We start from the raw sequence: 21,403 nt of genomic DNA on the forward strand, positions 1-21,403 counted from the left end.
TAACAACCCCAAAAGGCACTTTTTGTCGACAATTATTCCATTTCATCATAAAGCGTTAGCTATTACCAATTTATGACACCACTCAATAAACCTTAAGTCAGCCCATGCTAATATTAGCCGCCACAGTATGACTCATCACGCCATTGTGGTTCGATGATTACTCAGCTATCTGTACACACTATGTTGGGTTACACTCATCTTTATAAAGTGATTGAGACATCGATTAATCCAACAATAAATAGAACAATAAATACAATAAGGGTCTCTTGATGAGCCAACATTTAGCCTGCCAACTTGAATTGATCCATTTGTTTGTCCATGTCGTTAATGCCGGTGGGTTTTCACCTGCAGCACAAGAGTTAAAGTTGCCCATTGCCACTGTTAGCCGCAAAATTAGCAAATTAGAACAAAGCCTCAATACTCAGTTGATAATGCGCAGTACCCGTAAACTTCGATTAACTGAAGAAGGTGGTGCGTTATTTGACCGTTATTATAATGTGGTGGCGCAATTTGATCGTATTTGTGGTCAAACTATTGATGAGCCGCAAAGCACCCTACGAATATCGACACCCGTTTCGATAACCTCGATGATATTAATTGAGGCCATCAATGACTTTTCCAAACAACATCCGCACATTCAACTGCACATCACCCAAAATAACAGCACCATTGATTTGATAGATGAAGGAGTCGACGTCGCCATTGTCGGTGGCGCGCAACCGGACTCATCTTGGGTATCAACATCGTTGGGAGTATTAAATTACGGCCTGTATGCATCACCTGAGTATGCCAAGCAACTCATTGAGCTTCGCCACCCAAAGCAGCTGGTTGGTTATCAGTTAATTAAAGTGTGGCCGCTGTTTAACTGGACCTTAAAACATCACAGTGGTGAACAATATTATTACGATGGACCCGCTAAATTAACCCTAGGGGATTTACACGGCGCAATACGGGCAACTGTCGGTGATGGCGGGATTTTATATGGGCCAGAATTATTTGTTAAACCACAACTATTGAATGAAGAACTAGTGCCTGTGTTAGCGGATTGGGCTGGTGAGCATCGACGTATCAGTATTTTGTATCATCAACGTCGTCAACAACCCTTAAAAGTAAAATTGTTTATTGAGTTTATTCAGCAACGTGCTGCCACTATCTTCGACTTGTTCTAATCGATTCGATTTTTGAGACTTAGATGCTTAGAGTTTGAAGTGAAAGTTAAATCTACATTCGAAGTTGAATTGGAATTGGAATTGGAAGTTGAATTTTAATTGGAATATGAAACTGAAAATTTTGATTAATAGCAGATTACTCTAACTTAAACGGTTAGATTAATATCGCTATAGGTTAACGTGATGCCATCAACTGAAACACTCAGTCAATGACATCACTGGCAACTAACAGATGGCGACTAATAACTAGCCACTAATGCCTAGTATAAGTACACATTTAAACTACAGGCACCATGAGCCCCCACCACTAATGCTTGCTCAATATCAGCGGTTTTAGACGGGCCCGCAATAAATAATCCTAATTCGCCTGGCTGTAGTGCCACTTGTTTAACCGCTTGGTGCATGTTGGCGACAATATTGTCTTTGGCCAACGCCAATATTAGATTTTCACAAATAAAAGGCGTCACTCGATGACTGGGTTGATTAACCCAAATAGCACCGTTTTCGGCTACACCAAGCTCGCCAGGGATCACGGCGTAATCGATATCAGCCAGATCGTGAGCGGTCTCAGGCACTTGGCGATTACCTTTAATACCGTCCAATAACGAGATCACCTGCATATTTTGTTGGATCAATTCATCTACTGCCTGTTGTAACGCTGCTAAACCGCCTTCACTATGCAGCGTGCCCGCTACTGTGTTCAAACTTGCATTAAATTGGCCGACAAGATCATCATTATTAGCAACAACATCCATGGCAGGCATAGCATGTTGATCCAAAGCCGATTGCTTTAGTGCAGATAAAATAGTGTGTTTATTCGTCATATTAACGGCTCCGATTCTTGTTATACCAGCTGGCAAAGCTTGACTCTGGTGCGACAGGCAACTCGCGATATTTACCCCATGCACCACTAAACGGCTTGAGTAAACTCCCCGGTAATACTCGCAGTGCTAATCTTGCTGCAGACATAGAGGTATTCATTAAGGTTTCATTAGCCATAAAACGGCCCACTAACGGCATATAGCCACCTTTGCCATACGGCAACCTCTTAGCTTCTGCTTTCAAACGACGATGATGGGCAATAATTTTATCTAACGGCACCATCGTTGGGCACACATAAGTACAACTGCCGCATAACGTACAGGCCCAAGGAATTGAGTTGGTATCGTCATGCTTAGCACCTACCGCAATACCAATAGGACCAGGAATCGTGTAGTTGTAGCTATAACCACCTGAACGGCGATACACAGGACAGGTATTTAAACAGCCGCCGCAACGAATACACTTTAACGACTCAGCTAAAATTTTGTCTTTCATCATCTCAGTGCGACCATTATCAACAATGATCACATGCATCTCGCCGCCCTCTTGTGGGCCACGGTAAAACGATGAATAAGTGGTAATAGGTTGCCCTGTGGCATTGCGGGCTAACGTGCGCAACAACACCCCAACAGAATCCATATCAGGAACCACTTTATCGATGCCCATTGAGTGCAATTGCAACTTTGGCAAGTTAGCGCCCATGTCTGCATTACCTTCGTTGGTACAAACAACAATCGCACCTTGGTCGGCTATCGCCATATTGACACCGGTCATGGCAGCATCTGCAGTAAGGAATTTCTCTCTTAAATGCGCGCGAGCAGCACGGGTTAAATACAGCGGATCAGACTCACCCGCTTTAGTGCCTAACTGTTGATGAAATAACTCGCCCACTTCCTCTTTTTTCATGTGTATAGCGGGCACCACAATATGCGAAGGTGGCATATTGGCGAGCTGAATAATTCGTTCACCTAAATCGGTATCAACCACTTCAATACCGTGGCGTTCTAAATACGGATTCATGTGGCATTCTTCGGTTAACATCGATTTTGATTTAACCAGTTTTTTAACCTTATGTTTCGCTAAAATCCCATGAACAATTTCATTGTGTTGCTGGGCATCGCTAGCCCAATGCACCTTAATGCCATTACTCAAGCATTGTTGTTCAAATTGCTCAAGGTACTGGGCTAAATGGCTCAAAGTATGCAGTTTGAGTTGCGAGCCAAGCAGCCTTAGTTGTTCCCATTCAGGCAAACTGCCTGCAGCGCGATCACGTTTTTCACGTAATGCCCACAGGGCTTTAGAATGCCAATCAACTCGGGTTTCATCGCGACAAAAAATATCAGCTTTATGGGCATGCACCTTAGAACCCGATGCGGTATATAGTTCGGTCATAGTGGCTCCTATAAAGCATCATTAATGATTTGGGCAATGTGACGGGTTTCAATCGGTAATTTTTGACGACGGATCATGCCATCTAAATGCAGCAAGCATGAAGGGTCAAACCCCACGACATACTTAGCACCCGTTGCCGCATGAGCTTGGGCTTTATCTTTACCCATTTTGGCCGACACCGCGCCTTCATCAACGGCAAACGTGCCGCCAAAACCACAACATTCATCAATACGAGCAGGATAGACAATCTCGAGCCCGGCAATGTTACCCAATACCGCTTCCACTTTATTAAAGCGTTGTTTACCCATTTGCTCTGTCGGCGTCGCTAAATTAAGCATACGAATACCATGACAGCTCATTTGCATGCTTATTTTGGCCGCTACAGGGCGGGCAAATGCTTTAATCGGGGCAATATCGTGTAAAAACTCCGTTAACTCATAAAGCTTACTAATAACTTCTTGGGCTTCTTGGCTGCCATCAAACTCATGGAAGTTTTCTTTAGCCGCCACCAGACAACTGGCTGCAGGGCACACAATGGCATCACAATCGACACCTTTAAAAGCGTTGAGTAATTTAAGGGTGGTGTTTTTTGCTTCATCAAAGCAACCCGAGTTTGTCATCGGCTGACCACAGCATGTTTGACCCTTAGGAAATATGACTTGGTGGCCTAACTTTTCTAATAATGTCAGCGTTGCAATGGCCACTTCTGGCATCATTTGATTCACTAGACACGGTATAAATAGTGCTATTTTCATAAGTTGGTATTATCCCCAGGCGCGTTATTACACATCATCTGAGTGAGTTTAAAATCAACTCAGCAATGGCTAACGACTCATTATCGAGTTATCAATGTATGCCTATACCCTTATAAAATGTAGTGCTAATTAAGCAAATATCGCGGCAGACTTTTCCACTTTTGATCTGAATACGCTTTCATCAGCACCAAAAGCTCACATCAATAACGACAAAAACCGCTGCTCACAGATGAATCAGCAATAAATAAGTGCAACACCATGGTATACATCGATGAATGGCAACCAGTAGTTAACATTGTTCATTAATTCAAGTCAGTAGCCTGCGACATTGTGTCGCAGTTTGGTGTTTTTATATTGTCAGAATGGTTGAGGTTAAGCACACTCATGTGATGGATAACGTCGGAAACATCCCCCGTTTTAATAACTTATATCTAACTGACGTTATCGATTTTTGGTACATACTTTGGCGTTGTTTGGTTGATGGCTTTGAGTCGCAATCAAATGTCTACTCAATGCTTGGTGACTTTACTCAGCCTCTATCTGCTATGGGAATGGGGATAGCGGCTGATTAAAGGTATCACTTTAAATCTGAATAAGATTATTGGGCCTCTATTGATATAGAGGCCTTTTTTTATGGTTATTTCACTTAAATTTTATATCTACACCCAATGAGACTAGCGCCCCAATTAAGGTTGTGATGACAACAGAGATCAGTGAGCCAATCAGTACATACTCAGTCATGCTTCGGTTGGCTGATTGATTTAACTCACCAAATCTGAATATCGACTTAGCGGCTAATACAAAACCCACTGCGGCATAGCTGCCCACCAACATAAACGTCAGTATTAATAATCGCTCTAGGTAACCAATCAACTCGCCACCCGCAACAAGGCCGCTCACATTTGCTGTCTTATCACTAACAGGATCTGTAATAACATCTGTGTCGGTAACGGCGTCAGTGTCCATTACTGAGTCAACGATGGGATACTTATTCAACACAGCGCCAATTACAATTGAAGTTGGCTTTAGAATGAGTACATAAGCAAACACCACCAACACGCCATCGGAGAAACGTTCATGCTGTAACACTGCCTCCATAGATGCGCCATCTGCAACATGAAAAGCAATCGCTGCCAATACCGAAACATGCAAAGCCTGATCAATAACAAAGTAAGCTAACTTATCTCCCTTTGGTGTAGTGACCTTCCATAAATCGATAATAAAATGACTTACCGCAACAATAACGATTAAGCAAACCGTTGAACGCCAATCAATTCCTAGTGCCATTGCAGGCAGTAATAATGCAACACCTTGTAAAGCCGCGTGAAGGTACAACTCAGGTGAACGGTAAGTGTGAGCTTTTTTAGCTTCTACCCACCGATCGGTCTGAAGATAAAAGTCACAGATGGTGTGAATTAATAAAAATGGAATGAGCACGCTGAAAAAATCAAACATACTTGAGCCCCGCGACTTTCTTTATAAACCGACAATTTAACTCATGGATCAACGGCCAACCAGACGCTTTAAGTGACTTGCTGACAGTGGCTGTAGCCACATCAAGCATGTCAGCTAACTCACTAATCGACAAATCCTCATTGGTTCGAAGCATTGGCAACATCACTTCACATTGGCGCGCAGTTAAGTCGTTAAGTTGCTTATCAAGGTACTTAAACAGTAAGTCAAAATACTCAGTGAGAGCGATGCTATCGGAGCTAAACAATAATCGGTCATTCTTAAGGCCACTGAGTCCGCGGCCAGACAGCACAAATGCTTGCCCCATCGACTCCGACACCGACTCACGTAAATCGGCATTTGCCGCAATTGCAAAACTAATCCGGCTATCAAATGCTTTACCAAGCGCCTTAATACCAATCCGGTATATAACGGTGTATCTCAACGCATTTTCAATATCATGCACGACAGACTGAAACTCATCACCGCGCTCAATACTGTGCGCATTTTCGCTATGCCCCTCGCTAATCCATGTCTGGATAGATTTGATCCGTTTAAGTAGTTGCTCAAACTGCGCAGAAGTTAGCTTTGTTGAGTCAACAACATCGCCAACAATCACGGCTATAGGTTTATTGGTAGGCTCCACATAACGCTCCTTTGTTTGCAGACTTAGACCAATTTAGCCAAAAATGGCTAATAATGCAAGTTTAGCCATTTTTGGCTAATAACGACTAAGAGCATTGATAGCACACAGGCTGATTTAGCCGTTTATGGCTAAAAATAAACATTTAGCCGCTTTAGGCTAATGATAATATACCAGCCTAATAGTCAGATACGTTGAGATAACAATCCTGACGCAGGTGGCATAAAGCATGACACCAATCAAAGCTGATAGATTATCTCACCATTACGACGAGCAGCTTAAATGCGAACATCCACCTACCCCAAAGAACTCAGATGCCTTGAGTCGATAGTATTTGTCTTCAATTTCTTGAGACTGCTCTGCGTATGGCTGGGTCATCACCTTCTGCAATTCTCGAACAAGTGCATAATTGCCAACACTGGCTTGCTGATAAGCAGGCACCAACAACCACTCGCGTAAAGTATATTTAGGGTTAACTCGTTGCATCTGCGCAATAATATCATCACGGTTACGTGGCTGTGCGTCTGCGTCTGCGTCTGCGTCTGCAATAAGCATAGTGCTATTGCCCTCGGTGCCTAATAGTGTTTGCCACTGTACTAACCAAGCAGACCAGCGTTGCTCCAACCCTTTTGGCCCTTGCGCTAAGTCTCGATAGAAGCTTTTAGTCAGTGAACCAATATCATCAGGCAACGACGAAAGCTCTCGGAAAAACAGAGTGTAATCCACTGGGGTTTGCAGCATCAGCGTTTCAAGCTCATTAAATAACGCCGCATCAAAAGTGTTAAGCCCAAGCTTGGCCGCCCACATCTGCTCCATCTTTGTTTGCATCTCAGTGGCAAAACCATCGACCAACTGCTGGAGCTGTTCTAGATAATCTGGTGTAGACATCAATAATGGACTTAATGCGGTGCAAAACATCAAGAAATTACGTTCTGCTGCCACGCTTTGATTCAAAAATGCAAAATGTTGCCCGCCACCCGTCCATGGTTGATATTGTGGATTGAACACATCGCAAAATCCAAACGGGCCGTAATCGAGCGTAAAGCCACCAGCAGCACAGTTGTCGCTATTAAAATTGCCCTGACAGTAACCAACACGGATCCAGTTCGCTATCAATGAAGTTAAACGGTTACGGAATTCACGCGCCAGCAAAAGCACTTTTTGTTCGTTAGTGAGTTTTTGGTCGATAACATCAGCGTATTCACGATCAATTAAATGCAACATCAACAGTTCAAGCTCTGCCATCGCTTGCGGGTGTTCCTGCGTGCGGGCACGGCGACCAAATAGCTCAAGTTGGCCAACCCGAATAAACGAGGGTGCCACACGTGTTGAAATAGCAACCGCCTCACTAATCATTTGGTCAGGGTCTTGTGCGTTAGAGCCCTCAGAATACCAAGGCCGCTGCACAGTCTCGGTTTTAGATACATACAAACTCAGCGATCGAGACGTTGGTACGCCAAGCGCGTGCATGTGTTCTTGCGCGAGAAACTCACGCACACTGGATCGCAGCACAGCGCGACCATCCGCACCGCGGCAATATGGCGTGCGGCCACCGCCTTTAAGCTGCATTTCCCAGCGTTTATCATTAATCACAGCCTCAAGCACAGAAACTGCTCGACCATCGCCGTAGCCATTACCCGTTCTGAACGGACATTGTTGGATGTATTCGGTACCAAAAATGGACAATGCATATCCACACGCCCACCCGACCTTGCTCATTGGCTCTGGAACGTTCGACAGGTCACCAGAGAACATGCCCATAAAATCGGCAGACTGCGCCATGCTGTCAGCAAAACCCAATTCAGCAAATAAGCTGCTGCTGTGTGCTACATATTCTGGATTTTCAATCAGCGTCGGTTTAACAGGAACGTAGTGGCCAGAGAATACTTGTCGCGGCGCGTGGTCGTCGCCATTAGCTGTCGCGTCAGGATCGCTGTTGAGCGTGTCCATCAATGAGTAGTTGACCAATTTAGCGAGATCGTCGACTGTCTCGACAGTAACGGGAGTTTGCTGGGACAGTTGATTAGTCATAGGGATACCTTGTTGTTTGAGTCGAAGGGTTGTTCACAACTTGATGGTTCATCGTGTCGACGATGATTCGATTTGTTAGATTTCTGGAAGCGGATCTTTTCAGCATATATGTCGAAGGCCTGCGCGGTATAATTAGAAAGAGCCTGAGAGAAATGGATGGAACCGACACCCATGGTAACGACTCATTATACTAATGGAAAGCTTAGCTTGCTGCATCTGTAAAATTGATATCATGTCATATGATGATCCATCATATCTGCTATGGCCTGCGGCCACTAACGTCGTGGCGCTTCGCCCACACCAGATTTATCAAACTTCGTTTGAATTAGATCGCAAGGTTCCACCCTGCACGGGCCAAAAGGGGATCAACAGCAATCCCCTCTTGGATCACCCTTGCCGTTCCGGCAACATTTTCGCTATTTACAAAACAATAGCGGCGAAAAAATTGCGACGGAAAGTAATCCAGCTTTTAACTTCATTTGAATCCTGCCTCGGACTTATTCGAAAATGCTAACGCTTACGATGGGGCGTCCCTTCCCCTCGAAAGCTAGCCTGACATCCATGTCAGGACTCACGCTATTTTCTTCAACGCCCTCAAGTTCAGAGTTGAATCACACCATTTCCAAGTCAAGAAAACTAACTCGTTTTTGCCCCAAAGTGAGTTTGCTATTTTGGACAAATCAAAGTATCGGAGCTTCGCCCACAACAAATTTAGACCGTAGGTTTTCTTTCAGTATTTCCAAACTGCTTTGGATTAACATCGCAGGATTCCATCCTGCACCGGCCATTGTCAAAAAGCCCTAACAAATCAGATAGGCCATCCGTGGACAAACGAAACCTAGCGTGGCATCCATGCCAAGCTCACGGCCTTTTCTCGATGACCTGAATTCAAACTGTAGATCCAAGCTTCTCTTATGGAATTGTTACAAATAAAGTTAAACCGAAGAAGCGAAAATTTTCAGGTGTAGATGAGTCAGCGAGTATCCAAAGCAAGGATGCTTTGGTTAAGCCCACATGGAAGTGCTTGCAGCGTCTCGCTGAATTATCAGCAATAGGCCTGCGGCAGGCAATTGATTAGAGTGAAGTCACGGACCTACTTGAACTACCCAATATAACTTTTATTAAAATATTGAATTAAAGCTATAAAGTAGATTAAAGTATGAAAACTTAAGGATAAAGTTGGGTAAACTCGAACAGAATCATCGAGCGCACCATTTAGGGAGGATAAAGCCATTCAATAACATGTGCCTATCAATTCCCCTATAAACATTACTCTGACCAAACTAATTAAAAACCTAGAATTAATTCTACTTTAAATTGGAGCATCTGTGATTGAAGATGAAGAGTTATTTAAAAATTATTTAATTTACAAGAAAAGTCGAAAGCTCACAGCAGAGGCAGCAAATAGCTATATTGATGATCTCAATAGTATAAAAAAGGAAATAAACGTTGATATCACTCGTGATCAATTCAGCCATATTGAAGAAGTTAAAAGTATACTATACGTATTAAAAACACGTATGTCTGATAGCTCAATTAGGAACTGTCAATCTGCATTAAGGGCATATTTTTGGTTTAATCGTTCCAGCAGTAAAGAATCTGTTTACCCTGAAGAGATTGTTACTTATACGGAAGGTATGGTGACAAATATAAAGGTCAACAAATACGAAAGAGATATTAATGCTAGGTTAGCCTGCATTGATTATCACAAAGCTATTTGCAAAGTTTGTAATTTTAATTTTTCATTGATTTATGGAGCCATTGGTGAAGGTTTCATACATGTTCATCATCTTGTTCCGTTGGCACAAGTCGGTAAGCAATACATTGTAAATCCAATAATAGATTTAGTGCCAGTTTGCCCAAACTGTCATGCAATGTTGCACAGGAAGACCCCGCCTTTTACCATAAAAGAATTAATTAGTATAATATCTGTTTAAAAATTTAAACTGACGATAAAAACTAATCCCTTTGTTTTTTGTAAATAACTATTCTGCTCTAACTAATTTCAATCCAAAATAAGTTATGCAGGTACTAATCAAATGACCAGTGACAATTATCACTACACAAGTCTTTTACTAAGACGTTAGCCGCCTCTAAAATCACTGTTGAAGTAAATATGGAAATACAAAAAAAACAAGATTTTTTAAAGATGGATTCCCCTCGAACTGATTTTTGGATGCTGTTCAAAGTTTCCTCATATGAGAGGCTTCTTCAAATGCAAAATGGCCTTTTGTATATGAATAGTTTGGATTATTTTTCCAATCTGAAAGATGAGGAGTCACTAGCACTCCGTGTTGATGAGCATGAAGAAGTCTATGGTATCTTGAGAGCTGGCCCAAATGAAAAAGGTTTCTCTACACTAGCTCTTAAACTAGGAAATGGAGAAGAAATAGACCTCGGAGAAGAGGCTATATTGACAGCGAAATTCCCAAGACCCAAAAATACAATGCTATTTTGCATGGGAGCTCTGGGTGATGGTCAATATGGTGTTATTCCTGGAGAAAAAGATAATCAAATTATATTTGATGAAAAGTTTCTTGAGTTTGGCTCGCATTTATTACTTATAACTAAGCCCACAGAATTCTCAAGTCGAATAAATGCTGCATTGAGCAAAGAAAGTGATGCGTTCGGCTCTAAGATTTTTCATGATGGATATGGAATCGTCAACTACATGTCTCTCAAAGGCTATTCTGGTCCAATAGGCTTATACACAAAAGACACTAAATACTCATGGCAAATGGAGTTTAGGATCGCTTTTGGTGTTGAGGATCATCGCCTGAATAATAGAGGAGCATTTGAATTTAATATCGGAGATTTATCAGATATAAGCCAAATAATACCTGTTCAAGCACTCATCGATTTGCCAATGACGGTTAAAAGGAGGACTTATATTGAATTCAGTGATGAGCACGAGCAAATCAGCGGCTAACAAGCTTTTGTCCAAAAATGAGTTAGTGCCTGTAACCTATAAATGGATAAATTCAACTCTGAACTTGAGGCCGTTGAAGAAAATGACGTGAGCTGGCCATGGACGGCCAGCTAGCTTTCGAGGGGAAGGGACGCCCCATCGGAAGCGTTAGCATTTTCGAGTAAGGCCGAGGCCTATTACAAACGAGATTCAAAGCTGGATAAATCCCCATGGCGACTTTTCGCAGCTCTTATTTTGTAAATAGCGAAAATGTTGCGGGGCGGCTGGGAGTTCCAAGAGGGAACAGCCGTTGGTTTCCTCTTGGTCTGGTGTGGGCGAAGCGCCACGACGTTAGTGGCCGCAGGCCATGAAGCAATATCTAAAAACACCCTTTGTCCAAAGTAGGACAAACACCCAACTCCCCTATTCTACCGATTATCTGCCGTTGGCTTTTTCAGCAATTTGCGCTGCAAGGTTCTGCGGTGCATGCCCAGTTGGCGGGCAGTTTCTGATACGTTACCATTGTTGGTGGCGAGGACTTGTTGAATGTGTTCCCATTCGACCCGTTTGGGGTTAAGTGGTAGTTCTTCAATATCACCATAAGTCATTGTAGTGTCTGGTGTGACTAATAATGCATTTAATAAGGTTTGGGTGTCGACGGGTTTGGCGAGGTAATTGTCTGCGCCGAGACGGATGGCTTCTACCGCAGTCGCGATGCTGGCAAAGCCAGTGAGCAATACCATGTGGACGTTGGGTAATAATTGTCTTAACGGTTTAATTAACGACAAACCATTATGTTCAGCCAGTTTCATGTCTAACACGATATGCGTTGGCACAAATTGCCTGGCCATTAATAAACCGTCACTGGCGTGATGGCAGGTTTTACACTCAAAGCCATGTTTGCCAAGGCGGCGAGCTAAAATGGTCGCTAGGGCTAAATCGTCTTCTATAATCAATAGCTTGTTCATGATGTTCTCAATTCAGCTTGTATTTATTTCAACGTCTGTTTACTTCGACACGCTTCTATTCGTTTAAAATAGCTTCAACTCGTTTTTTGTACGCTTAACGGCAACGTCACGATGGCTTCGGTGCCGCATTCTGGGTGAGGTTTAAGGTATAACTTACCGCCTAAACGCTCAAAGCTGGTGTGACTTAATAATACCGCGATGCCCATCCCTTTGGGACTTTTTACCATGTTACTGCCTAAAGTTTGTAATAAATGAGTCGCAATGCCGACACCGTAATCACGTATAGTCATACTCAGCTGATTGGGTTGTGACAAACCAATATTGATATCTACGCGGGTCTGGTGTTGATTATCTTCACTGGCTTGAATACCATTTTGAATTAACGCCATTAATGCAGGCAACAAGCTCATGTCGGTCATGACTATACGTGACTCAACTTGTGGTGCTATGGCGATATTCAGTTGCGCTTCTGGCATCAACAAACTTATCTGTTCGGTTAAGGTTGCCACTAATTTGTCGACACGCTGCTCTGTCAATTTGTGCTCTCGTATCGACTCTGTCGCTAAACGTAAGTCTGCTAAGGTGACCTCGCAGCGATTCAACGCTTGCTGCATTTCGCTGATCAATTCCAGTTGTTCTGCATCATGATGGGTATCGACTAACTCATCGGTGAGTAAACGCAATGTGGCTAACGGCGTTGCCAGTTGGTGGGCCATTTGCGCTGATGCGGTGCCTAAGGCCAATATTTTTTCCTGGCGTAACTGCGCTTCTCGTAAATAACGTAGCTCGGCATTTTTTTGCCTAATGCGTTTAGCAATAAAGCCTACGGTAACGGTTAACACCAATGCGGAAATCACAAAATTAAACCACATGCCTAAATAGTGCGAGCCCATGTCCATACTGTGGCTTGCAGGCATAACATGATTTGCAGCCATTGGCATTTGGCTCATGTCATGGTCCATTATCGAGCCACTATTTTGTTCGGTGATATCAACAATCATCAAAGTATAAAATATCGTCGATACGATGGTTAAGCACCACGGTGCCCATCTGGGTAAGGTAATCGCTGAAATCGCAATCGGTAATAACAGCAATGAAACAAAGGCATTGGTTGCTCCACCGGTAAAATATAACCAGGTGGCCCAAAACAAGGTGTCTAACAATAAGGTTAAAAACAACAAACCATTGTTGTTCATGCTGAGTCGATGAAATCGGTAGCTAAAGCCGACATAACAAGCTTCAAATATGAGCACGTAAGACAAGGTTACTGGAGGCGTGGTTAAGCCAAATAAGTCGGTAGCAAACAGAATAAGGCCGATTTTAAGGCCCCAATTGACTAATCGCAGTAACGCTAATTGTTGCTGACTTGCATTAAAAGGCAGACTCGCATTTGTCATACTATTATTTATCCTAATTTTTATGATGTATTAAGCTAAAGAACCCGCTTTCAAATGTTAGAGCCTTACAACACGGCAATTGTGGAGCATTTTATCAAAAATTTACCCTTGCAGTGCCAATATTAACGATATTAATTCAGCGAAGCAGACTCACTTTTTTAGTCAATAATAAAATTAACAACTAACAAAAACGCCTCGCCTAGCGTTAAATATGTAGATACAATGCATATCGATTCAAATAACAAAATCAACCAACTGCATTATAACCCCTCTTACAGGGTTATTAACGCATTTGGACGTTGGCGGTGTTTGCATTCATAGGTCATTTTTTCGAAATGTAACCTTTTTAAATATCTAATAATAAAACGATAAAACCAAGGAAGTTGTTCAATGATTAACGACATTATATCGCTCGCCAACAATGTGCTATGGGGCGAGTACCAAGTACTCATTTATATATTGGTATTTGCCGGTATATGGTTTTCATTGAAATTAAGATTTATTCAACTTCGCCATTTTGGTTACATGTTTAAAGTGATGAAAGGCAGCACACAAGGTGACAAATCTGGCATTAGCTCGTATCAAGCATTATGTACTGGCCTGTCTGCCCGTGTGGGAACCGGTAATTTAGCCGGTGTCGCTATGGCGATTTCGTTGGGTGGCAGCGGCGCAGTATTTTGGATGTGGGTTATCGCGCTACTGGGTATGGCAACCGGATTTGCCGAAAGTATTTTAGGTCAGTTGTATAAAGTGCGCGACGACCATAAAGAATACCGCGGTGGACCCGCTTATTATATCCGCGCTGGGCTGAATAAACCTTGGTTAGCGGTATTATTCGCGCTGTGTTTATTCCTGGGTTACGGCATTAGTTTCAGTGCCATGCAAGCCAACACGATTACTGACGCACTCAACCACACTTTCGAGTTATCGCCGGTATATTCCGGTGCGGTTATTACCTTTATTGCTGGCATCATCGTTATGGGAGGTCTTCGCAGTATTGCGCGTTTTGCTGAGTTCGTGGTGCCGTTTATGGGATTGGCATTTATTTTATCCGCAGTGGTGGTCACCATTATTAATATCCAGCAAGTACCTGGAGTATTGATGGATATTATTAACTCTGCTTTTGGGTTAAATGAAGCGGCGGCTGGCGCACTGGGTGCTGCGATTAAAAATGGGATTCAACGCGGTTTGTATTCTAACGAAGCCGGCGCCGGTAGTGTGCCGCATGCCGCAGCTGGCGCAACACCGGTTCCTAATCACCCGGTTGCGCAAGGTTACGTACAAATGCTTGGGGTGTTTATCGACACTATGGTGTTGTGTAGCTGCACCGCGATTGTGATTTTATTGGCTCAAGGCAGTATTGGCTCTGAAATGGAAGGTATTCGGATCACTCAAAACGCCATGACTTACCATATGGGAATAAGCGGCGATATGTTTGTTGCCATCATTATTACTCTATTCTCTTTTACTTCTGTGGTGGCCAACTACGCCTATGCCGAAAGTAACTTACATTTATTTAAGCTCGACAATATCTATGGCCGCACCATTTATACACTCTTGTATTTAAGCATGGTGTATTGGGGAGCGAATGCCTCATTAAAAGAAGTGTGGAACATGGCCGACATGGCGCTAGGATTAATGACGGTAGTGAACATCAGCGCCATAATGCTGTTAACCCCGACCATCGTAAATTTAACTCGCGATTATCAAGTTAAACTTAAAACCACTAACAAGCCTGAATTCAAACTGGCCGATGTAGAAATACAAGGTAAAACAGAAGACGGTGTGTGGTCTTAGCCTGTAATCAACGTATTTATACAATAGAGTTAACTTGAGTGTAATTTAGTGGTTAGTTTTAAAGCGGAATTGAATAAATTAGTTCAATTCCGCCCCTATATTTACAATAGCGCCATTACGACCACACTAATACAACAGAACTATGACAACAGCTCTAGTAAAAAATAAGCCTGCTTACCGTTACGTTATCTCCTACTCTATTAACTTTTCAATTAGTCCAGCATTGAAACTGCATTGTTGATTAATCGACATTATTTGCTCAGTTCATATCACATCCATAATTAACCATAATCAGCAGCAATAGCCGTTATGATTAAAAAATTGCCAAAAGGTACTGGCCTTATCTCATAGGGTTAACGTAAAATAGAAGGCTAACAAAAGAGGATGTAATGGCTAATATTTCTAAATTTGATCGCGAAGACGTACTTGAAAGAGCAAAGAATCTGTTTTGGCAGAAGGGCTTTTTAGCCACATCCACGCGAGAAATTCAAACGGCTATGGACATGCGACCAGGCAGTATTTATGCCGCTTTTGGTAGTAAAGCTGATTTATATCAATCAACACTAATTCGTTATGCCCAAGCTGGCGAACAGAATTTAAATAACATGTTAGAACAGCACGATCGTGCGTGGGTTGGATTAACTCATTATCTACGTGGACTGATTAAACCATGCTGTGAAGGTTCACCTAGCGAATTGTGCATGTTGGTAAGAACGTTATCTGAATTAGATGAATCTCATCTTGATACATTAAACGTTGCCCGTGAGCTGCTTAGCAAATTTGAACAACGATTTGCCAGTATTATTGACCAAGCTAAACTTGAAGGCGACTTACCTGCCCATTTAGACAGTCAACTTACGGCTAAAAAAATTCAAATCAATATTATTGGTTTACGCTCTTATTTAAAAGCTACCGATGACGTTGATATGGTGAGACAACAGCAAGAAGAGTTTTTTACGCAACTCGCCAGCGTTTAACCACAAAAAAGCGCCTTATTAAGGCGCTTTTTTAATTCACGTTTTAACTCACGTATTAGTTGATGCCTTGATTATCTTGCTCGCTAACATCTTCATGAGTACTGCGTTGCGTCTCAATTCAGATAATAATATTAGCCAACATTAATTGCGCAAATAAATATCTGTACGTTACAGGTTACTTGCGAGTTGCTCTTAACATCCACGCTGTTTTTTCGTGTATTCGCATGCGATCAGACACTAAAGCAGCAGTTGACTCATCGTCAGCAGCTTGGGCTAACTTAAGCACTTGTCGCGATGTTTTAACCACTTGTTCATGGCCTTGGGTCAGTAAGTCAACCATATCAGCAGAACTCGGCACACCTTCAACTTCTTTAATTGAACTCAGGCGAGCAAACTCTTTATATGTTCCCGGTGCTGCCACATCCAAGGTACGAATACGCTCGGCAATATCATCAACCGCTACCGCAAGCTCAGTGTAATGTTCTTCAAACATTAAGTGTAATTCGCGAAAATGTACCCCTGTGACATTCCAATGGAAATTATGGGTTTGCAAATAAAGTGTATAAGAGTCGGCCAATAAGCTTTTTAAACCTTCGGCTATTTTTAGTCGGTCATCTTTTTTTATACCAATATCGATGTCAGTCATTTTATTCCTCATAAAGTAGAATTAATTAGTCATAACATTACAGCATTTGTATAAATGGTGATTACAAGCCAGCAAGCTAAACAATAAATTACTAACAACTTGCTTACATTGTATCCCAGCGTGTCTTTGTCGTCGTTTTATGACACCAACGAAAACAGTTCACGCTGTTAAAACAAATATCACACCACTAATAAAACTGAACTCAATTCAAATAATGTTCATTTATAAAACAGATATATTAATTGAATGTCTACATGAATTAACGTAATAAACTCGCGTAAACCAAATCATCTCGAATCTATTCATTACGGTTTCGCTAACTCATCGTTAATGTTAGTGAGTATTTATACTAACATTATCATCTAATGGATCAACCGTTAGCCATTAAACTCTGTTAATACTTTTATCTTAATAAGTACAAGCAAACATTGAAGTGGATCTCATATTGCTGCACGACGAGGAAACAACACAAAATACATATACATGACCACCACAAGGTTAATCAGCAGCACAATTACACTGAGCACATTAAAATGGCGAATCATTTCATAAAGCTCAAAAGGTAAATATATTGCGCCGCTAAGCAGTGCAAACCATTGGGTCCAGCGCATGTTATGCCATAAACCATAGGCTTCAATAAAGCGCACCGATGTATATACAGCCGCGCCAAACGCCATTAACGTCAGACTAGATTGCGACACTGAACCCACTGCTGAAATAAAAATACCTGGGTAATGACTCGCTGGATTTAGGTGCAAATGCCTCACCAACTCAAGCGCTAACGCAGACAGATTTTGGCCCGTGTAGACATGCAAGCCAATGGCAACCAGTAATGCCAGTAAGCCTTTGCTTGCTTCAAGCACCGCGACAGCACGAACGCCGCCATCAGAATGTTCCATTATTATTGCTTTCCTGAAATAAAGATTGGTTTATATAAAGGCCGGTTGATCTTTCAAGGTTGTTTTTGCAGCGAATTATTGGTCATTACTTAAACAGGAGCTACAAGGAATAGACGTTGAGGTGTAGTCATTCTACATAAAAAGTCGATAACGCAGTAGAAATGAACAACAAACGCTGCCCGAAGGGTTCGGCTAAAAACGTTTTACTCTTTGTTGAGCGATTCTTTGGTAAGCACCTCGATTAAAACGTTGTTATCTTGAACAAAATTTAACCGGCAAAGTTCAACAGGCCCTAATGTCTTATACTGATTAAGCCTATGATGGCTCATTAATACTAAAGCACATCAACGTAAGTATTTAGTCATTGCCTAAAACCGCGCAATAAAAGATACATTAGTTTAATAACAACCCTGATTTCTTCGCTTAGCGCTGAAACTACATTTCCATATAGATTATGTATACACCTGTATGTTCAACAAAAAAAGTGTAGAACGACTTCATGTTTAATTTTTAACATTGAGCATTTAACATTTAACATTTAACATTTAACATGGAGTCTGGCATTTTTACTGCTATGACAGTGCCTTTAGCACAAATAACATTGTTTGCAGATACGGTTATTTCTACCACGACTTTTTTTTCTTTTACTTCGATAAAAGTACCAATTAATTCAAGTTCAGCTCCCATGGGCGTTGGCGCTATATAGCTCACATTCAATGCCGCGGTAACAAAACGTAATGGCGGCAATGTTCCCATAGCTCGATTTGCTTGCTGGAAAGCTACCGCCGCGGCGCTTCCTGTGCCATGGCAGTCAATTAATGATGCCAATAAACCTCCATAGACAAAACCTGGGATAGCCGTATAGCAAGCTTCAGGCGTATAATGAGCAATGGTTAGCCCCTGTGAATTTTGATTGTCACTTTGCCAATAACTTTTAAGTTGATGACCGGCAGTATTATTTTTTCCACAGCCATAACAATGGCTAAGCTCATCTGGATAACAGTCTTGAAAAGCAACTTCGCTCACAATATTTTCCTTCTATGCTAGGGTCTGTTGATCTTTGCGGGTTAAATTTTGTTCGAGATAAAAACGTTTTAATCGAGGCGAGTGGATTGCTGCCTAGCAATCTAAGTAAAATTCGCTCAACAAAGAGTAAATCGTTTTTAGCCGAACCCTTTGGGCAGCGTTTGTTGTTCATTTCTACTGCGTTATCGGCTTCTATTGTAGAATAACTACACTACAAAGCCTCTGCCTTGTAGCTCATGTTTAAGTAATGAACAACAACTCGCTGCAAAAACAACCTTGAAAGATTGACAGACCCTAATGTAATGCCCTTTGGAATTACATTATGATTTTTGAATGATTAAAAACTGCGAATAACGGTTAATCAAAATCCCTTTGTTCATCAATCACCTTACCATCATCAGGTAAGCTATTTATGGGTACTAACTCTACTGAGCCTGTTAATTTGGTTACTGTCTTTAATGTTTGGGCAATTTTATCTTTCAGTACCTGTTCATTACCATTACTAAAAGCCGACTCAACGACTTCACAAACTAGATGCATCTTGTCTTTATGATTAACCTGACTCACGACTAAACGCGCTTTTATAATACAGGCATCACTTTGACAAACTTTGTCAACTTGTTCAGGATGAACAAACATACCTTTAACTTTAGTGGTTTGGTCTGCACGTCCCAACCATCCCTTTATTCGCATATTGGTTCTACCACAAGCGCTTTCACCTGCCTTGATTGCAGATAAGTCTCCTGTCGCAAAACGAATTAAGGGATAATCTCGATTAAAACTTGTGATCACAACCTCGCCTATTTCGCCATCAGCAACCGGTAGTCGGCTACCTGGACGCACAATCTCAACAATGACATCCTCGCTAATAATAAAGCCATCGTCGGCTATAGTTTCATAACCAATTAAGCCAACATCTGCAGAAGCATAAGCTTGTAAGGTACTAATTCCTGCAGCGTCAAACTCGCGTCTAAGTACTACAGGTAATGCCTCACCTGTAACCAATGCTTTTTGTAAACTACTCACATCACGATTGTCAGCAGTTGCTTTATCCAATAAAATTTTCAAAAATGAAGGTGTACCACAATAACCGTTAGGCTTTAAATCCTCGATTATATCGAGCTGTTGTTCCGTTTGTCCTGGCCCTGCCGGTATAACCACACAGCCACAGGCTCGCGCTCCCGAATCTAAAATAAACCCGCCAGGTGTTAAATGATAAGAAAGACAGTTTTGAACAATATCACCTTGCTTAAACCCTGCAGCATGGAAAGCTTGCCCGAGTCGCCACCAGTCATCAGCACAATGTTCAGGATCATAAATAGGCCCTGGCGATTGAAAAATTCGATGAAATTTTGCGCTTGCAGCATTTAATCCTGCCAGCGGAGGATTCAGCTTTTGCAGATTAATCAAATCTGATTTTCGCGTAATAGGTAATTTAGCTAATAGCGCTCTACTATCAATTTTATCAACATCAATATTGTTCAGTGTCTGCTGATAGTGTAAACATTCATGTTTAGCAAAGTTAAGAAAATCAGGCAGTTTAGTGAATAGTGAATGCTCTCGAGCATCTGCATCTTGGCACGCATTTTTATTAAAATAGCTGTTCATTGTTAGCCTATATTTGTGATTTTTCATTTAATTTGAGTTTTTCTAAATGAGTACTTAATTAACGTCACAAACTAATTAGTCAATAATAGTTATAACCAACGCTTGCGGCGTTTATAAGATTTCAAGCCTTTAAAACTCTTGCGTTCTTCATTACCGCCGCCGAGATAAAACTCTTTAACATCTTCATTACTCATGAGTTGTTCTTGCGTACCATCAAGCACAATTTTTCCTGATTCCATGATATAACCATAATTTGCTGCACGTAGAGCGTAATTGGCATTTTGCTCGACCAACAACATGGTGATCCCTTGGTCTTGGTTAATTTTTTTAATAATACCGAAAACTTCTTTGACTAATAGTGGGGATAGACCCATTGATGGTTCATCTAAACAAATCATCTTTGGACGCGCCATTAATGCACGACCTATTGCAAGCATTTGCTGCTCACCACCGGATAAATAACCCGCTAATCCAGTCCGTTCTTTCAAGCGAGGGAAATAGTGGAATACCATTTCAATATCTTGATTTATTCGAGAATCTTTACGGGTAAAAGCACCCAGCTTTAAATTCTCTATTGATGACATATCCTCAATAATGCGGCGCCCTTCCATCACCTGAAATAAGCCACTAGCAACAACATCTTCAGCATTTTTACTGTCAATACGCTCGCCCATAAAAGTAATATCACCTTTCGTTACCTCACCATTTTCGGTTTTTAACAAACCTGAAATAGCTTTAAGCGTCGTTGATTTCCCAGCACCATTAGGGCCTAGTAAGGTAACAACTTCGCCATCTGGCACATCTAAGCTTACACCGCGTAATACCTGAATAACGTCATCGTAAACCACTTCAATATTATTCACCGTTAATATAGATGATGTGGGTTGTATTTTTGTTGCAATTTGTGGCATAT

19 protein-coding genes are annotated in these 21,403 nt (G+C 41.8%); 6 read left to right on the forward strand and 13 right to left on the reverse strand.

Annotated elements, in window-relative coordinates; all coding sequences use genetic code 11:
* Positions 1-269: 269 nt before the first annotated feature.
* Positions 270-1,169: a LysR family transcriptional regulator gene (locus EGC86_RS16345; RefSeq protein ID WP_123778251.1), complete on the forward strand. Its 900-nt coding sequence runs from the start codon at positions 270-272 to the stop codon at positions 1,167-1,169.
* 260 nt (positions 1,170-1,429) lie between these two features.
* Here EGC86_RS16345 and EGC86_RS16350 read toward each other — a convergent pair whose 3' ends face one another.
* From EGC86_RS16350 to EGC86_RS16360, 3 genes are read right to left on the reverse strand one after another with little or no spacing between them, the layout of a single operon-like run.
* Positions 1,430-1,993: a LutC/YkgG family protein gene (locus EGC86_RS16350; RefSeq protein WP_123778252.1), complete on the reverse strand. Its 564-nt coding sequence runs from the start codon at positions 1,991-1,993 to the stop codon at positions 1,430-1,432.
* A gap of 1 nt (position 1,994) precedes the next feature.
* On the reverse strand, positions 1,995-3,383 hold the full coding sequence (locus tag EGC86_RS16355) for a lactate utilization protein B (RefSeq protein WP_011637317.1): 1,389 nt from the start codon (positions 3,381-3,383) through the stop codon (positions 1,995-1,997).
* Positions 3,384-3,391: 8 nt separating this feature from the next.
* Positions 3,392-4,138, reverse strand: a complete 747-nt coding sequence (locus EGC86_RS16360; protein WP_123778253.1) for a (Fe-S)-binding protein — start codon at positions 4,136-4,138, stop codon at positions 3,392-3,394.
* A 389-nt stretch (positions 4,139-4,527) separates the two neighbouring features.
* Between EGC86_RS16360 and EGC86_RS16365 the strand changes: the two genes are divergently transcribed.
* A complete protein-coding gene (locus EGC86_RS16365; RefSeq protein WP_123778254.1) occupies positions 4,528-4,710 on the forward strand; it encodes a hypothetical protein in 183 nt (60 codons plus the stop codon).
* Positions 4,711-4,780: 70 nt separating this feature from the next.
* Here EGC86_RS16365 and EGC86_RS16370 read toward each other — a convergent pair whose 3' ends face one another.
* The 3 genes from EGC86_RS16370 to EGC86_RS16380 all read right to left on the reverse strand — a co-directional run bounded on the left by EGC86_RS16370 (position 4,781) and on the right by EGC86_RS16380 (position 8,264).
* On the reverse strand, positions 4,781-5,593 hold the full coding sequence (locus EGC86_RS16370) for a DUF3307 domain-containing protein (protein ID WP_123778255.1): 813 nt from the start codon (positions 5,591-5,593) through the stop codon (positions 4,781-4,783).
* On the reverse strand, positions 5,586-6,236 hold the full coding sequence (locus EGC86_RS16375) for a MarR family transcriptional regulator (protein WP_059746367.1): 651 nt from the start codon (positions 6,234-6,236) through the stop codon (positions 5,586-5,588). Before EGC86_RS16375 ends, EGC86_RS16370 begins: the two co-directional genes overlap by 8 nt.
* A 261-nt stretch (positions 6,237-6,497) precedes the next feature.
* On the reverse strand, positions 6,498-8,264 hold the full coding sequence (locus EGC86_RS16380; protein WP_123778256.1) for a protein adenylyltransferase SelO: 1,767 nt from the start codon (positions 8,262-8,264) through the stop codon (positions 6,498-6,500).
* Between the two features lie 1,328 nt (positions 8,265-9,592).
* Here EGC86_RS16380 and EGC86_RS16385 point away from each other — a divergent pair.
* Both EGC86_RS16385 and EGC86_RS16390 read left to right on the forward strand, forming a co-directional pair.
* On the forward strand, positions 9,593-10,201 hold the full coding sequence (locus tag EGC86_RS16385) for an HNH endonuclease (protein ID WP_245423172.1): 609 nt from the start codon (positions 9,593-9,595) through the stop codon (positions 10,199-10,201).
* Between the two features lie 179 nt (positions 10,202-10,380).
* On the forward strand, positions 10,381-11,193 hold the full coding sequence (locus EGC86_RS16390; protein ID WP_245423173.1) for a hypothetical protein: 813 nt from the start codon (positions 10,381-10,383) through the stop codon (positions 11,191-11,193).
* Between the two features lie 407 nt (positions 11,194-11,600).
* Here the strand turns inward: EGC86_RS16390 and EGC86_RS16395 are convergent, their stop codons facing one another.
* Positions 11,601-12,140 carry a response regulator transcription factor gene (locus tag EGC86_RS16395; protein WP_123778257.1) on the reverse strand — a complete coding sequence of 180 codons (540 nt, stop codon included), beginning with the start codon at positions 12,138-12,140 and terminating at the stop codon, positions 11,601-11,603.
* Positions 12,141-12,214: 74 nt separating this feature from the next.
* Positions 12,215-13,537, reverse strand: coding sequence for a sensor histidine kinase (locus EGC86_RS16400; RefSeq protein WP_123778258.1), 1,323 nt, complete (start codon positions 13,535-13,537; stop codon positions 12,215-12,217).
* Between the two features lie 390 nt (positions 13,538-13,927).
* Here EGC86_RS16400 and EGC86_RS16405 point away from each other — a divergent pair, with 390 nt between their 5' ends.
* Positions 13,928-15,334 carry an alanine/glycine:cation symporter family protein gene (locus tag EGC86_RS16405; protein WP_102036284.1) on the forward strand — a complete coding sequence of 469 codons (1,407 nt, stop codon included), beginning with the start codon at positions 13,928-13,930 and terminating at the stop codon, positions 15,332-15,334.
* Between the two features lie 389 nt (positions 15,335-15,723).
* Entirely contained in the window at positions 15,724-16,311 is a 588-nt protein-coding gene (locus EGC86_RS16410; protein WP_123778259.1) for a TetR/AcrR family transcriptional regulator, read from the forward strand.
* A gap of 175 nt (positions 16,312-16,486) precedes the next feature.
* Here EGC86_RS16410 and EGC86_RS16415 read toward each other — a convergent pair whose 3' ends face one another.
* The 5 genes from EGC86_RS16415 to EGC86_RS16440 form a co-directional block, all read right to left on the reverse strand.
* Positions 16,487-16,957 (reverse strand): Dps family protein, encoded by a 471-nt coding sequence (locus EGC86_RS16415; protein ID WP_011637305.1) that lies wholly within the window; start codon positions 16,955-16,957, stop codon positions 16,487-16,489.
* Positions 16,958-17,397: 440 nt separating this feature from the next.
* The gene (locus EGC86_RS16420) at positions 17,398-17,856 is read right to left on the reverse strand and encodes a DUF2127 domain-containing protein (RefSeq protein ID WP_123778260.1); all 459 of its coding nucleotides are present in this window, start codon (positions 17,854-17,856) and stop codon (positions 17,398-17,400) included.
* Between the two features lie 531 nt (positions 17,857-18,387).
* Positions 18,388-18,882: a PaaI family thioesterase gene (locus EGC86_RS16425; protein ID WP_123778261.1), complete on the reverse strand. Its 495-nt coding sequence runs from the start codon at positions 18,880-18,882 to the stop codon at positions 18,388-18,390.
* A gap of 357 nt (positions 18,883-19,239) precedes the next feature.
* Positions 19,240-20,490 (reverse strand): phenylacetate--CoA ligase family protein, encoded by a 1,251-nt coding sequence (locus EGC86_RS16435; protein ID WP_165872440.1) that lies wholly within the window; start codon positions 20,488-20,490, stop codon positions 19,240-19,242.
* 89 nt (positions 20,491-20,579) lie between these two features.
* Positions 20,580-21,401 (reverse strand): ABC transporter ATP-binding protein, encoded by an 822-nt coding sequence (locus tag EGC86_RS16440; RefSeq protein WP_011637301.1) that lies wholly within the window; start codon positions 21,399-21,401, stop codon positions 20,580-20,582.
* Positions 21,402-21,403 lie beyond the last annotated feature (2 nt).

Origin of the sequence: Shewanella frigidimarina (assembly GCF_003797125.1) — a bacterium.
Lineage (GTDB): Bacteria > Pseudomonadota > Gammaproteobacteria > Enterobacterales > Shewanellaceae > Shewanella > Shewanella frigidimarina.